The 13,426-nt window shown below is 70.8% G+C and carries 11 protein-coding genes; 1 reads left to right on the top strand and 10 read right to left on the bottom strand.

Annotation, left to right across the window (positions count from 1 at the left end):
• Positions 1–111 precede the first annotated feature (111 nt).
• The 6 genes from DFJ67_RS11045 to DFJ67_RS11020 form a co-directional block, all read right to left on the bottom strand.
• Positions 112–2,181, bottom strand: coding sequence for a carboxypeptidase-like regulatory domain-containing protein (locus tag DFJ67_RS11045; RefSeq protein WP_170215798.1), 2,070 nt, complete (start codon positions 2,179–2,181; stop codon positions 112–114).
• 11 nt (positions 2,182–2,192) lie between these two features.
• Positions 2,193–4,268 (bottom strand): carboxypeptidase-like regulatory domain-containing protein, encoded by a 2,076-nt coding sequence (locus DFJ67_RS11040; protein WP_116067799.1) that lies wholly within the window; start codon positions 4,266–4,268, stop codon positions 2,193–2,195.
• Positions 4,269–4,377: 109 nt separating this feature from the next.
• Complete coding sequence (locus DFJ67_RS11035) at positions 4,378–5,142, bottom strand: LytR/AlgR family response regulator transcription factor (RefSeq protein ID WP_116067798.1); 765 nt, start codon at positions 5,140–5,142, stop codon at positions 4,378–4,380.
• A complete protein-coding gene (locus DFJ67_RS11030; RefSeq protein WP_116067797.1) occupies positions 5,139–6,356 on the bottom strand; it encodes a sensor histidine kinase in 1,218 nt (405 codons plus the stop codon). Before DFJ67_RS11030 ends, DFJ67_RS11035 begins: the two co-directional genes overlap by 4 nt.
• Before the next feature lie 187 nt (positions 6,357–6,543).
• Positions 6,544–8,046, bottom strand: a complete 1,503-nt coding sequence (locus DFJ67_RS11025) for a sugar transferase (protein WP_116076025.1) — start codon at positions 8,044–8,046, stop codon at positions 6,544–6,546.
• A 302-nt stretch (positions 8,047–8,348) separates the two neighbouring features.
• Positions 8,349–9,209: an Fpg/Nei family DNA glycosylase gene (locus tag DFJ67_RS11020; RefSeq protein WP_116067796.1), complete on the bottom strand. Its 861-nt coding sequence runs from the start codon at positions 9,207–9,209 to the stop codon at positions 8,349–8,351.
• Positions 9,210–9,235: 26 nt separating this feature from the next.
• Between DFJ67_RS11020 and DFJ67_RS11015 the strand changes: the two genes are divergently transcribed.
• Positions 9,236–10,408: a glycosyltransferase gene (locus DFJ67_RS11015; RefSeq protein ID WP_116067795.1), complete on the top strand. Its 1,173-nt coding sequence runs from the start codon at positions 9,236–9,238 to the stop codon at positions 10,406–10,408.
• Here DFJ67_RS11015 and DFJ67_RS11010 read toward each other — a convergent pair.
• The 4 genes from DFJ67_RS11010 to DFJ67_RS10995 all read right to left on the bottom strand — a co-directional run bounded on the left by DFJ67_RS11010 (position 10,380) and on the right by DFJ67_RS10995 (position 13,416).
• Complete coding sequence (locus DFJ67_RS11010) at positions 10,380–11,096, bottom strand: CDP-alcohol phosphatidyltransferase family protein (protein ID WP_116067794.1); 717 nt, start codon at positions 11,094–11,096, stop codon at positions 10,380–10,382. The two genes, DFJ67_RS11015 and DFJ67_RS11010, sit on opposite strands and share 29 nt — an antisense overlap.
• The gene (locus DFJ67_RS11005) at positions 11,071–12,138 is read right to left on the bottom strand and encodes an iron-containing alcohol dehydrogenase family protein (RefSeq protein ID WP_116067793.1); all 1,068 of its coding nucleotides are present in this window, start codon (positions 12,136–12,138) and stop codon (positions 11,071–11,073) included. Before DFJ67_RS11005 ends, DFJ67_RS11010 begins: the two co-directional genes overlap by 26 nt.
• Positions 12,126–12,857: a phosphocholine cytidylyltransferase family protein gene (locus DFJ67_RS11000; RefSeq protein WP_116067792.1), complete on the bottom strand. Its 732-nt coding sequence runs from the start codon at positions 12,855–12,857 to the stop codon at positions 12,126–12,128. Before DFJ67_RS11000 ends, DFJ67_RS11005 begins: the two co-directional genes overlap by 13 nt.
• A 109-nt stretch (positions 12,858–12,966) precedes the next feature.
• The gene (locus tag DFJ67_RS10995; protein ID WP_116067791.1) at positions 12,967–13,416 is read right to left on the bottom strand and encodes an NUDIX hydrolase; all 450 of its coding nucleotides are present in this window, start codon (positions 13,414–13,416) and stop codon (positions 12,967–12,969) included.
• Positions 13,417–13,426: the final 10 nt, after the last annotated feature.

Genomic DNA, 13,426 nt, shown 5'->3' with positions numbered 1-13,426 from the left:
CGGCGACTGTAGTGAGCAGGCGTGAGGATCCCGGCCGGGCGATGTGAACAAGCTGTGGAGATGCGAAAAGGCCCGCACCGGGAACGGTGCGGGCCTTCCCATTTGTCGCGCTTAGTCGACCAGCACGTCGACGGTCAGACCGCCGGCCGGGACGGCCACCGAGTAGCGCGGCGGGCCGCCCGGGGTCGCCGGCGCCAGCTTCGCCTTGTCGGAGCTGACGTAATCGCCGTCGATCCGCAGGTCGTAGTCGTAGCGGATCTCCTGGTCGGGCAGCAGGTGCAACTCGTACGCGTTGCCCTGGAAGTCGCTCGTGCCCGTGTAGTCACCGGTGACGGTGTTGAAGACGCTGATCCGTCCCCAGCCGTCCAGCGTGCCGTGGCTGACCACGCTGCCGCGCACGGTCACGCCGTGGGTCAGCGCGAGGTCGGCGGTGGCCACCGCGCCGGCGGTCACCTGCGTGCCGGTGGCGGCGTAGCGGCTGACCGCGCCGCCGGTCCAGGTGGTCGCGTAGCCGAAGCTGGCGTACTTCAGCGGCCACCGGTAAGGGCCGAGGCCGTCGACCTGGAACCGGCCGTCGGCGTCGGTCCGGGTCTCGGGGGCACCCAGTCCGGGGTTCTGGGTGAACAGGGCGATGCTGGCGGAGAGTGGGTTGCCGGTCGCGGCGTCGGTGACCCGGCCGCGGATCGACCCGGCCCGGTCGATCTTCACCGCGGGAGCCGTCGTGGTCTTGCCGGCCGTGGTCTTGACCGTGGCGGCCAGCCGTTCGTCGCCGGCGCCACCGTTGGCGGTCACCCACTGCCGCCCGTAGGCCTTGTCACGGGGTTCGGCGAACAGGCGGTAGTCGCCCGCCGTGAGCCGGGTCAGCGTCACCTTGCCTGCCGCGTCGGAGCAGTTGTCGCCGAAGCCGTCCTGCAGATAGACCTGCGCCGGCTTGTAGGCGGTCAGGCAGACGTTGGCCAGTGCCTTGCCGGTGGCCTTGTCGACGACCGTTGTGGTGATCTTCGCGCCGGGCACCAGCCGCACGATGAGGTCGGCGGTCTGGTTGGCCCGCACCGTGACGGTGGTGTCGCGGTCGAGGTAGTTGCCGTTCGCCCACACGCCGACGTGGCGCAGCCCGACGAGTTGGTCGGTCATCAGCACCTGGCCGGTGCCGTCGCTGCAGAAGTCTTCGGCGCAGAAGTCGCGGATGATGGCGCCGCTGATCGCGTCGTAGGCGCGCACCCGGATGCTGCCCGTCGGGAGCATGCTCTCGGTGACCCGGGTGTCGTGGCCCGCGCTGACGGTGACCCGAGCGGCGTCCTCCTGCTCGGTCGCGCCGTCGAAGTACTGGTAGCGGTTGCCCGCGTTGAACTGGACCGTGTAGGTCCCGACCAGCAATTTCGGGAAGGAGAACTCGCCGTTGGCGTCGGTCGTCGTGCTGCCGGGGCCTCCGTAGGTCTGGTAGGGCTGCGCGTCGACGTTGGCATCGCTGACCGGCGTGCCGTCGTCGTTGGTGAGCCGTCCGCTCAGGCTCCCGATCTCCAGCACCGTGTCGTCGGCCCGGGTCTCCTGGCCCGCGGCCACGACGAATCGGCCCGCGGTCTCGGAGCTGAGCTGCCCCGGGACGTATTGGCGCTGGTAGCTGTCTTCGATCGGCGTGAACGAGAGCTGGTAGGTGCCGGGGGGCACCGCCGCCCGGTATTCGCCGTTGTCGTCGGTGGACGCGCCATAGGACGCGATGCCGTCTTCGTCGCTGATGTCGACCCAGCTCATCACGAGCGGTTCGCCCGTCGCCGTGACCAGGCGGCCGGTCAGCACACCGGTCGCGACGAGTTGCTGGTTGACCGTGGTGGTCTGGCCGGTCGTGACGTGTACCTCGTCGGCTTCGCTGATGTCGGTCTTGCCGTCGAAGTATTGGGTCGGGTGGTCGCCGCCGGACATCGACACGATGTAGCTGTCGGTGTTGAGCCCGCCGATGCGGTAGGTGCCGTCGGCGGCCGTGGTGGTGTAGGCGACCGGGTCGCCCCACTCCTCGTAGTCGAGCACCGACACCCAGATGTCGGCGGCCGGCGTGCCGTCGCTTGCCGTGATCCGGCCGGTGATGACACCGGTGCCGGCCGCCTGTGCGGGCGTCGCCCACCCGGCCACGGTCCCGGCCAGGATGGCCACGGCAAGGGCGGCCGTGGCGCGAACTCGTCTCATGCTGCTCCTGCTCATGGGATCGGGACAGTCAGGTCGAGGGTCATGCCGGCGGCCGGCACGGTGACCGCGTAGCGCGGCGACCCGCCCGGGGTGGCCGGCGGCAGCGCGACCTTGTCGGACCGGTAGGTCTTGCCGTCGATGTCGATGACGTAGCTGAACCGGATCTCCTGGCCCGGCAGCACGTGCAACTCGTAGGCGTTGCCCGCGAAGTCGACGGTGCCCGCCTTGTCGCCCGTCGCGGTGTTGAACACGTTGAAGCGCGCGAACTCCGGGCTGTGCCCGCCGGCGAACAGCGCGCCGCGCACGGTGACGCCCTTGGTGAGGGCGTAGTCGGCGGTGGCGACCGCGCCCGCGGTCACCTGGGTGCCGGTCGCGGTGAAGCGGCTGACGGCGCCGCCGGTCCAGGCGGAGGCGTAGTCGGCACTGTTGACGGCGTAGTTCAGTGCCCACCGGTAGGGGCCGAGGCCGTCGATCTGGAACACGCCGTCGTCGCCGGTCGTCTGGTCGCGGCCGGTGAACACGCCGACCTCGGCCCACAGCGGTGCGCCGGTCGCGGCGTCGGTCACCCGGCCGCGGATGGAGCCGGCGCGGTCGATCTTCACCTGTGCAAGGGTTGCTGTCCGACCTGAGGTGGCCTTCACCGTGACGGCCTGGCGTTCGTCACCACTGCCGCCGTTGGCGGTCACCCACTGCCGGCCGTAGCTCTTGTTGCGTGGGTCGGCGAAGACCCGGTAGTCGCCGGCCTCGAGCCTGCTCAGCGTCACCTTGCCGGCTGCGTCGCTGCACTGGTCCTCACCCCTGCCGTCCGGGACGAAGACATGGCCCGGCTTGTAGGCGTCCAGGCAGACGTTGGCCAGCGCCTTGCCGGTGGCCTTGTCGACGATCGTTGTGGTGATCTTCGCGCCCGGCACGAGCCGGACGATGAGGTCGACCGTCTCGTTGGCGCGCACTGTGGCCTGGGCTTGTCTGCTGACGTAGTTGCTGTCGGTGTTGACGCTTATCGTCTGCGTCCCGACGTCGAGGTCGGTCACCACCACTTCGTTGGCGCCGTTGCTGCAATGCCCTTCGGCGCAGAAGTCGCGAAGGATGGCGCCGGTGATCGCGTCGTAGGCGCGCACCCGGACGCTGCCGGTGGGGAGCAGGCTCGGCGTGATCCGGTTGTCCTGGCCACCGACCACGGTGACCGGGTCGGCCTCGTCCGGGTCGGTCGTGCGGTCGAAGTATTCGGTGCGGTTGCCGACCCAGAACGAGATCTCGTATTGCCCGGCCAGCAGGCGCGGGATGGAGAACCCGCCGTTGCTGTCGGTCGTCGCGCCCTCGCCGCCGCGGTTGCCCTGGAACGGCGTGGCGTTGAGCTGGAGGTCGCGGGCCGCTGTGCCGTCGGATCGGGTGACCCGCCCGCTCAGGCTGCCGGCCGTCAGCGCGGTGTCGTTGACCGTCGTCTCCTGGTCGGCGGTGACGACGAACCGCTTCGCGGTCGCGGGGGAGACCTTCCCGGGCACGTACTGCTCCTGGTAGAGGTCTGCGATCGGCTCGAAGCTCACGAAGTAGGAGCCGGTCGGCACCACGGTGCGGAAGGTGCCGTCGCTGTCGGTGCCGGCCGAGCCGGCCTGGCGCCCGTCGTCGGCCCGGTAGAGCCGCACCAGGCTGCTCTCCAACGGAGCGCCGGTCGGGTCGGTGAACCGCCCCGTGACGACGCCGGCCGCGAGCAGGCCTTCGTTGACGGTCGTGTTCTGGCCGGCGGTCACGCTGACCGGGTCAGCATCGGACAGTTCGGTCTTGCCGTCGAAGTATTGCTCGGCGTAGTCGGCGCCGTTGAAGCCCACGAGGTAGTGACCGGTGGCCAGCCCGTCGAGCCGGTAGGACCCGTCGGCCGCGGTGGTCGTGAAGCCCCGGCCCTCCCAGGTTTCCGAGTCGTAGGCCTGGATGAGGACGTCACCGGCCGGCGCGCCGGCGGCGGTGGTCACGTGCCCGCTGATCGAGCCGTTGGCGGCGGCGTGCGCGGGCGACGCCCACGCGGCCAGGCCGCCGGCCAGGACGACCGCCGCGGTGGCGGCGGTGCCCCTTCGCCTGAAGCTGGATCTCATCTCTTTCCTCCCCGTTTGGTGTCCATCCACAGTGGAACGGATGCACGATCGGCGATCGAAGGATAGAGCCACTTCGCTTCCGCGTCGTCGGCCGTTCGACTGAGATGATCTAGCGGTTCCAGTCCTGCTTCGCCGCGCGGACCAGCTTGTCCTTCAGCTCGCGGGTGTGCCGCCGGGAGACCGGCAGCTCGGCGCCGTCGACAACCACCACATAGCCGGAGTTGGCCAGCCGCAGCTCGGCGATCAGCCGGAGCTGCACGAGGTAGGAGCGGTGGATGCGAACGAAGCCCGCGTCGGCCCAGCGGTCGGCGAGCGTGGCCAGCGGGACCCGCACGAGGTGTGAGCCGTCGGCGGTGTGCAGGCGGGCGTAGTCGCCCTGGGCTTCGACCCAGCGCACTGCGGAGCGGGGCAGCATCCGGGTGGTGCCGGCCAGCTCGACCGGGATCGTCGGGTCTTCCTCGGCGCGGGCGCGGGCCAGTGCGGCCGGGTGGGTCGGCACGACCCGCGAGCTGACCACCCGCCGGATCGACTCGCTCAACCGCTCGGTCTGCACCGGCTTGCGCACGTAGTCGGCGACGCCGAGGTCGAAGGCGTCGACGGCGCCGTCGTCGTAGGCGGTGACGAAGACGATCGCCGGTGGGCGGGCGAAGCGGCGCAGCACCCGGGCCAGTTCCATGCCGTCGAGGCCGGGCATCCGGATGTCGAGGAAGACCACGTCGATGTCGGTGTCGCGGAGCACCCGCAGCGCCTCGGTCGCGTCGGCCGCGGTGTGCAGCTTCGCCACCCGCGGGTCGGCGCGCAGCAGGTAGGCCAGCTCGTCGAGGGCGGGCGGCTCGTCGTCGACCGCGAGCACGCGCAGGAAGCCGTCGGTCATGCCGCACCGCCGGCCGCTCGGACGCCCGGGTGGAACTTCGGCACCCGCATGCTCACCCTTGTTCCCGCCCCGATTCCCGTTTCCACGACCAGGCCGAACTCGTCGCCGAAGACCGAACGCAGGCGTTCGTCGACATTGGACAAACCGACGTGGGCGCCCGCGTCGTCGACCCCGGCCACGCCGGCCTCGGCGACCCCGGCGACGAGGGCCGCCGGATCCATGCCGACGCCGTCGTCTTCGACGGTGATGTGGCACTCGGCACCGGCATCACGGGCCTCGATGCTCACCATACCCAGACCCGGCTTGCGCGACAGCCCGTGGCGAACCGCGTTCTCCACCAACGGTTGCAGGCACAGGAACGGCAGGCTGACCGGCAGCACCTCGGGCGCGATCTGTAGCCGCACCTGGAGCCGGTCGCCGAACCGGGCGCGTTCGATGGTCAGGTAGCGGTCGATCGAGCGCAGCTCCTCGGCGAGCGTGGTGAACTCGCCGTGCGCCCGGAACGAGTAGCGGGTGAACTCGGCGAATTCGAGGATCAGCTCGCGGGCCCGCTCGGGGTCGGTGCGCACGAACGAGGCGATCGCGGTCAGCGCGTTGTAGATGAAGTGCGGGCTGATCTGCGCGCGCAGCGCCTTGACCTCGGCGCGGGCCAGCCGCTCGCGCGACGAGTCGAGCTCGGCCAGGGCCAGTTGTGCGGCGGCCCAGCGGGCGGTCTCCAGGGTCGCCTGGACCAGCCCGGGTGCCGGCTGGTCGTCGGCGACGGCGACCAGCGCGACCGGCGTCGCGGCCCGGATCGGGGCGACGACCGCACCGCGGATCTCGCAGTCGACCCGGTCGCAGGGCAGCTCGGCTTGGCGCAGCACGGTCGACCGCCCGGTGGCGATGGCCTTCTTGGCCGCGGCCTGGAGCTGGTGCGAGTGGTGTGCGCCGCGTCCGTCGAGGGCGAGCAGCGTGTTGTCGTCGGCCAGGGCCAGCCCGGACGCGCCCACCAGCACCCGCAGCAACCGGGCCGCCTTGGCGGCGCTCGCGGCGTTGAGCCCGCTGCGCAATGGCTCGGCCGCCAGCCCGGCGGTGTGCAGCACCTCGTAGGTGGCCCGCTGGGTAGCGGTCGCGATGCCCCGCCTTGCTCGCAGCCGGACCACCGCGTAGACAGCACCAACCAACGCACTGACCAAGGCCAGCACGGCGACCGCCGCGGAGAGGTCCGGACTCATGCGGCGAATCCTCGCCGCCATTGACCGATTACGGAAGCCCTCGCACGGAGGGCAACCATTCGCCCGGAAAAGAAACCGCACCCACGGCGGACCTGGCAGTGAAGCGAAGCGAACGGTCCCCGGCGGGAGCGACGGTCGCGCCCCAGACGAGCCCAGGACCGCATTTTGCCCTTAACGGGCTGGCCTTTTAATAAGCTCCCTTGCGGGCTACGACGACGCCGATGGTGCGCCAGAGGATGCTCAGGTCGTAGGCGAGCGACCAGTTGTCGACGTAGTAGAGGTCGAGGCGGACCGCTTCGTCCCAGGAGAGGTCGGAGCGGCCGGAGACCTGCCACAGGCCGGTGATGCCGGGGCGCACGAGCAGCCGGCGGCGGACGTCGCCGAGGAAGTCGCCGTCGTCGGCGGGCAGCGGGCGGGGGCCGACCAGCGACATCTCGCCCTTGAGCACGTTGACCAGCTGGGGGATCTCGTCGATCGAGCTGGCCCGCAGGAAGCGGCCGAACGGGAACACCCGCGGGTCTTCGCGGATCTTGAAGAGCATGCCGTCGGTCTCGTTCTGGTCGACCAGGGCGGCCAGCCGGTCCTCGGCGTCGACATACATGGTGCGGAGCTTCCACACCCGGAAGGTGCGGCCCTCGTGACCGACCCGGCCCTGGCGGAAGAAGACCGGGCCCTTGTCGGAGATCTTGATGCCGATGGCGACGACCAGGAACAGCGGCAGCAGCAGGATCAGCCCGACCGCGGCGACCATCCGGTCGAGGATGTTCTTGGCCAGCAGCGCCGGGCCGGACAGGGTCGGCTCTTCGACGTGTAGCAGCGGCAGGCCCTCGATGGGGCGGATGTGCACCCGGGGGCCGGCGATGTCGGTGAGCTGAGGGGCGACCACCAGGTCGACGCCGCTGCCCTCGAGCTGCCAGGCGAGCCGGCGCAGCTCGCCGGGCTCGGCGCTGGCCGAGCCGCAGACGGCGATCGTGTCGGCGCCCAGCTCGCGGACCAGGCCGAGCACGTCGCGGCCGGCGTAGACCGGCACCGGGGTCTCGATGCCCCGCGCGGCGGCGTAGCCGTCGGTGATGTGGATGCCGACGGGCACCAGGCCGGCGGCCGGGTTGCGGGTGACGGCCGTGTAGACCTCGAGCGCCTCGGGCAAGGTGCCGATCAGGATCATCCGGTGGCCGGCGCGGCCGCCGCGCTTGCGCACGAGTTGCAGCGCCTGGCGGGCTAGGTAGCGGACGACCAGAACGATGAGCAATCCGCCCAGCAGGGCGCTGCCGACCGTCATACGTGACAAATCGGTCTTCGTGGCGAAGGCCAGGAACGACACGCTGGCTGCCACCACGAGCCCGGCGCGGACCACGCGTTTGAACTCGTCGGTGCCCAGCCCGAGGAAGCGCCGGTCGTAGCCGCCGTTGGCCCAGAGCGTGAACATCCAGCCGAGCGGCAGGAAGACGTAGGCGGTGAGGGTGAACAGCGTCGGGCGGTCCTGGAAGCCCACCCGGGAGTTCTCGAACTCGGTGACCGCGATGTAGCTCGCGAGCGAGACAGCGCCGTAGTCGAGGGCCAGCAGGATCAGAATGTAGGGGCGGTGCCAGCGCGAAACGCGGCGGCGGGCCCGGGCCCAGGCCGAGCGCGGCACGCCGTTTGGCGGCGGGGGCGGCGGGACCTGGATCTCGAAGCTGTCGACGTGGCGCACGACGCCGCCGCGGCCGTTGCTGGTCACCGGGCGTTCGAGGCTGGTGGTCACCTCACCTACGTCCTCCCGGGTAACGCGTTCCGCCCACTCGCCGTACGGGCTCGGGTCGCCCACCGCATCAGTCTCCCATGTCAACGGCTCTGAGCCGTGGACAGAAGACAGACATTACGCCCGGACCCGCCGGAGTGGTCGTCCCCGCGCCGTCGGTGCGGGACCGGGCCACTATACCGATAGTTGAGGGGTTTTTTAGAAGTCAGTTGTGCGTCGAAAAAGGTTCGTACGCAGGGCTTCCGGGCGCTCACTCAGCGCACCAGCCGGGACAGCCGTCGATCCGCCAAGGGTTTGCCGCCGGTTTGGCAGGTCGGACAATATTGCAGGCTCGTCGTGGCGAACGAGACCTCCCGCACGGTGTCGCCGCAGACCGGGCAGGGCAGGCCGGTGCGGGCGTGCACCTTCATGCCGGAGCGCTTCTCGCCCTTGAGTTCCGCGGCCTTTTGCCCCACCGACCGGCTCACCGCGTCGTTGAGCACCGTCTGCGTGGCTTCGTAGAGCGTCGCCAGCTGCTCGTCGGAAAGCCGGTTGGTGATGGCGAACGGCGACATCTTCGCCGCGTGCAGGATCTCGTCGGAGTAGGCGTTGCCGATGCCGGAGAGCACCTTCTGGTCGGTGAGCACGCCCTTGACCTGACCGCGCTGGCCGCGGATCCGCTCGGCGAAGGTGGCCCGGTCGGCGGCGAGCGCGTCGGGACCGAGAGTGGCGACCCGCTCGACCTGGGCCGGATCGGTCACCAGGTGTGCCGAGAGGCGTTTCTGCGTGCCGGCCTCGGTGAGGTCGAAACCGGACCCGTCGTCGAGGCGCACCCGCAACGCGATCGGGCCTTTGCCCGGCTTGAGCGGCAGGTTGCTCGGGAACGTCTCGCGGTAGTGCAGCCAGCCGGCGCGGGACAGGTGCACCAGCAGGTGCAGCCCACCGTCGAACTCGACGTCGAGATATTTGCCGTGCCGACCGGCGCCGGTGATCGCCTTGCCGGCGACGGCGGACGGTGGCGGGTCGTAGGTCTTCAGCGCGTTGATTGCGGCCACCTCGAGCCGCTCGACCCGCCGACCGACGGCGCGGTCGCGCAGGTAGGCGGCGAGTGCTTCCACCTCGGGCAGTTCGGGCACGTCGACAACGGTAGCCTGACGCCACCATGAAGGTCGTCGTCGCGCACAACCGATATCGCGAGGCCCAGCCCTCCGGCGAGAACATCATCGTCGATCTGGAGATCGCCCAACTGGCCGCCGCGGGCGTCGAGGTGCTGCCGTTCCTGCGCAGTTCCGACGAGATCGCGGCCATGTCGCCGGCCGCCAAGGCGCTGCTGCCGATCTCGCCGATCTATGCGCCGAAGGCACAGCGCGACCTGGCCGACCTGATCCGGGAGCACCGGCCCGACGTGCTGCACCTGCACAACCCGTACCCGTTGATCTCGCCCTGGATCGTTCGGACCGCCCACCGGTTCGGCCTGCCGGTGATCCAGACGGTGCACAACTACCGGCAGGTCTGCGCGTCGGGGCTCTACTTCCGCGACGGCGGCATCTGCCACGACTGCCGCGGCCGCGCGTTGCCGTTGCCGGCGATCCGGCACCGTTGCTACCGGGGTTCGGCGGCGCAGAGCGCGGTGATGGCGACCGCGTTGACCGTGCACCGGCCGACGTGGCGCTCGGTCGACGGCTACCTCGCGCTGACCGACGGCATCAAAGATCATTTGATCGCGTACGGGATTCCGCCCGAGCGGATCACCGTCAAGCCGAACGCGATCCCCGACCCGGGCCCGCCGGCACCGATCGGCAACGGCTTCCTGTTCTTCTCCGGTCGGCTCTCCGAGGAGAAGGGCATCCGGCTGCTGCTCGACGCCTGGCAGCGGCACCCCGACGGCGCACACGGCACGTTGCGGGTGGCCGGCGACGGTGACCTGCGCCCGCTGGTCGAGTCCGTCGCCGCGCAGCGCGGCGACGTCGAGTTCCTGGGTCGGCTCGACCGCGCCGGGGTCGACGCGGCGCTGGCCGCGACGGCCGTGGTGCTGGCCACCCCGACCTGGCACGACGTGCTGCCGACGGTGGTGATCGAGGCGCTGGCCGCCGGGCGACCGGTGCTCGGCACCGCGCTGGGCGGCGTGCCCTACCTGGTCGGCGACGCCGGCTGGACGGTGCCGGCGGAGCCGGCCGCGCTGGCCGCCGCGCTCCCGGTGGCCCGGGCCGAGGCCGCGGCGAAGGCGCCGCTGGCCCGGCTGCGCTACGAGGGCACGTTCCACCCCGACGTCGTCACCCAGCAGTTGCTCGACACCTACGACCGGCTCAGCTCCGCAGCGCGCTCCGCCCGGTGAAAGCGATGCTGGCGAGCAGGAAGCCGCCGTTGATGACGGTGAACGCGACCAGCAGCCACACGGTCCACTGTGGAACAACGAGCAACACCAGGCCGGCCAGGAAGATGACCGCGCCGTAGTCGCGGACCAGCTTGACCAGCCGCACCGGCAGCGAGGTCGACGTGACCATGCTGGCGGCGTTGGGGCCGGACTGCATCACCGAGGTCACCAGGTTGACCATCCAGGTGCTGGCGAACAGCGCGACCAACCACGAGGCGGTCGACGGGTGCTGGTCAACCGCGACCGCGGACAGCGCGGTGACCAGTGAGATCTGCACCGCGATGTCGCACAGCACGTCGACCCGCGCGCCGGCCGGGCTGGTCTTGCCGGCCACCCGGGCGAGTTGCCCGTCGGCGCAGTCCAGCGCGTAGGCGAGCTGCCAGCCCAGTAGCGCGACCAGGCCGGCGACCCAGGTCGGCACGGTGGTCGAGGCCAGCGCGACGACCACGGCGGAGGTGGCCAGGCCGATCACCAGGTTGCCGACGGTCAGCGCGGTCGGCGGGACGCCGAGCCGGTAGGCGGCCGCGGCGAACACGGCGCCGGCCCGCTGGCTCAGGCCCTCGCTGAACAGGCCGCCGCCCCGGTTGGTCCGGTAGAAGGCGCCGGCGCTCGGCGTCGTGTGCTCAGCCGACAAGGTCGCGGAGTGCATCGGCGTACCCCTCTAACCGGGTGTCGATCTCGGTGGGCGAAAGCGCGAGGTGCTCGAGGATCGTGTAGCGGTCCGGGCGGGTCGACGGCGCGTGCGCGACGGCCAGGCCGAACTGGCGGTCGGTCAGGCCAAGGTCGGCCGGCGCGACCGGCAGCCCGTGCCGGCGCAGGCAGTTGGCCAGTTGCACGAAGCGCTCCTGGTCGCCGCGCAGGTAGGTGCAGAACAGCGCGCCGAGGCCGACCTGCTCGCCGTGTGACCCGGTGCCGGGGAACAGGTGGTCGATGGCGTGCGAGATCTCGTGGCAGCCGCCGCTGGCCGGGCGGGACGACTCGGCGACGGCCATCGAGATGCCGCCCATGATCAACGCCTCGGCCAACGTGGTCAGGAACGCGTCGTCGCTGATCTTGCCCGGGTGGTTGACCAGCGCCTCGGCGCCGCTGCGGGACAGCGCGACGGCCAGGCCGTCGATCGACTCGCCGCGCTCGCGGTGGGCCAACTCCCAGTCGGCGACCGCGCTCAGGTTGGACAGCGCGTCGCCGATGCCGGCCTGGGTCTGCCGGTCCGGGCCGTTCTCGACGAAGTCGAGGTCGACGACGATCGCGAGCGGGATCTGCACGCCGTAGGAGCCGCGCCGGCCGTCGAGGTCGAGGGAGGCCACCGGCGAGCAGATGCCGTCGTTGGCCAGGCTCGTCGCGACCGTCACCATCGGGATGCCGAGCCGGGTCGCCGCGTATTTGGCGGTGTCGATCGTCTTGCCGCCGCCGATGCCGACCACCGCGTCGTAGTTGCGCTGCCGGAGCCCCTGGCCCAGCTCGGTGGCGGCGTCGATGGTGCCGCCGCAGATGTGGAACAGGTCGGCGTTGCCGAGCGACGGGCGCACCAGGTCGGCGATCCGCTCACCCTGGCCCGGGCCGACCACGATGGCGACGTCGCCGCCGCCGGAGATCCGCCGGTCGTGCAGGAGCGTGCCGAGCTCCGCGACGGCGCCCCGGCGCACCTCGATGGCCAGCGGCGTGGTGACCGTGCGGGCTAGTAGTGGCACGCGATCTCCCTGGCTCGGGCGAGATCGGCGTGGTTGTCGACCTCGACCCAGGGGATGTCGCCGATGGTCGCCGCGCGGACCTCGCCGCCGCGGTCCGCGTACTCCTGATAACCGTCTTCGTAATAGAGCCCGGGATCGCGGCGCCAGGTCGCCTCCAGCGCCTCGGCCAGACCGGCGGCGGCCGACGCCTCGATCAGCGTGGCGCCGATGTATTCGCCGAAGGCCGCGGCCGGGTCCATCAGCTTCGTGATCCGGGTGAGCTGGCCGGCGTCGTCGAACGTGGTCTTCATCTCCTCGTCGGCGAGCGTCTTCACGTCGTCGACGGCGAGCAGCACGCCGGGGCCGCGGTTGGCCAGCAGCGTCTGCTCGACCGAGACCGGGTGCACGGTGTCGCCGTTGACCAGCAGCGCGCCGCCGGCGAACTGGTCGCGGGCCAGCCAGAGGCTGTAGGCGTTGTTCCACTCCTCGGCGCGCTCGTTGTGCACCAGGTTGAGCGTGACCCCGTAGCGCGCCTCCAGGTCGGGCCGGCGCTTCTCCACCGTCTCGGCCGCATAGCCCACCACGACCGCGATGTCGGTCAGCCCGACCGCGGCGAGGTTGCGCAGCGCGATGTCGAGGATGGTGGTCTCGCCGTCGACCGGCACGAGGGCCTTGGGCAGCGAGTCGGTATAGGGGCGCAACCGGCGACCTGCGCCGGCTGCGAGCACGAGGCCGATCATCCCGGCGCTGCCTCCACACGTGTAGCAGATGTACGGGAAGAAAACTCTTCCCGACGTGAGGATAGCGGTGCGCCGGCTCAGGCCCGTCTTGCCGGATTAAGACGGGGGCTTACAAGCCGATCTGCCGTAAAAGGGCGAAACCGCCCTCGATGATCTGGCGGACGAGGCCGCCGTCGATGTCTTTGTTCTCGTCGAGGACGTCGAGCTCGTCTCGGGAGATCCACTTGTAGCTGGTGTGCTTGCCGGCTTCGAGCCGCGGCCGGGAGAGATCACCGTCGACCCGGATCAGGAAGTCGGTCTCCAGCCGCTCCAGCCCGTCTTCGCCGAAGTAGCGGTGCTCGCCGATGGTGCCGAGCACGATCGAGACACGCCAGCCGGTCTCTTCCTCGACCTCGCGGCGCAGCGCCTCGTCGATGGTCTCGCCGGGCTCGAGGTGGCCGCCGACGACGTCCCAGGTGTCGGGGAAGAGCTTGCGGGTCGGCGACCGGCGCTGGATGAACACGCGCCCGTCGTCGTCGACGATCACACCTGCCGCGCAGCGCAAGGGTTCGACGGACACGCACCGAATC

Source organism: Asanoa ferruginea (assembly GCF_003387075.1).
GTDB classification, from domain to species: Bacteria; Actinomycetota; Actinomycetes; order Mycobacteriales; family Micromonosporaceae; genus Asanoa; species Asanoa ferruginea.
Note: the sequence above shows the minus strand (reverse complement) of the source record. Positions and strands in the feature narration are given on the sequence as shown.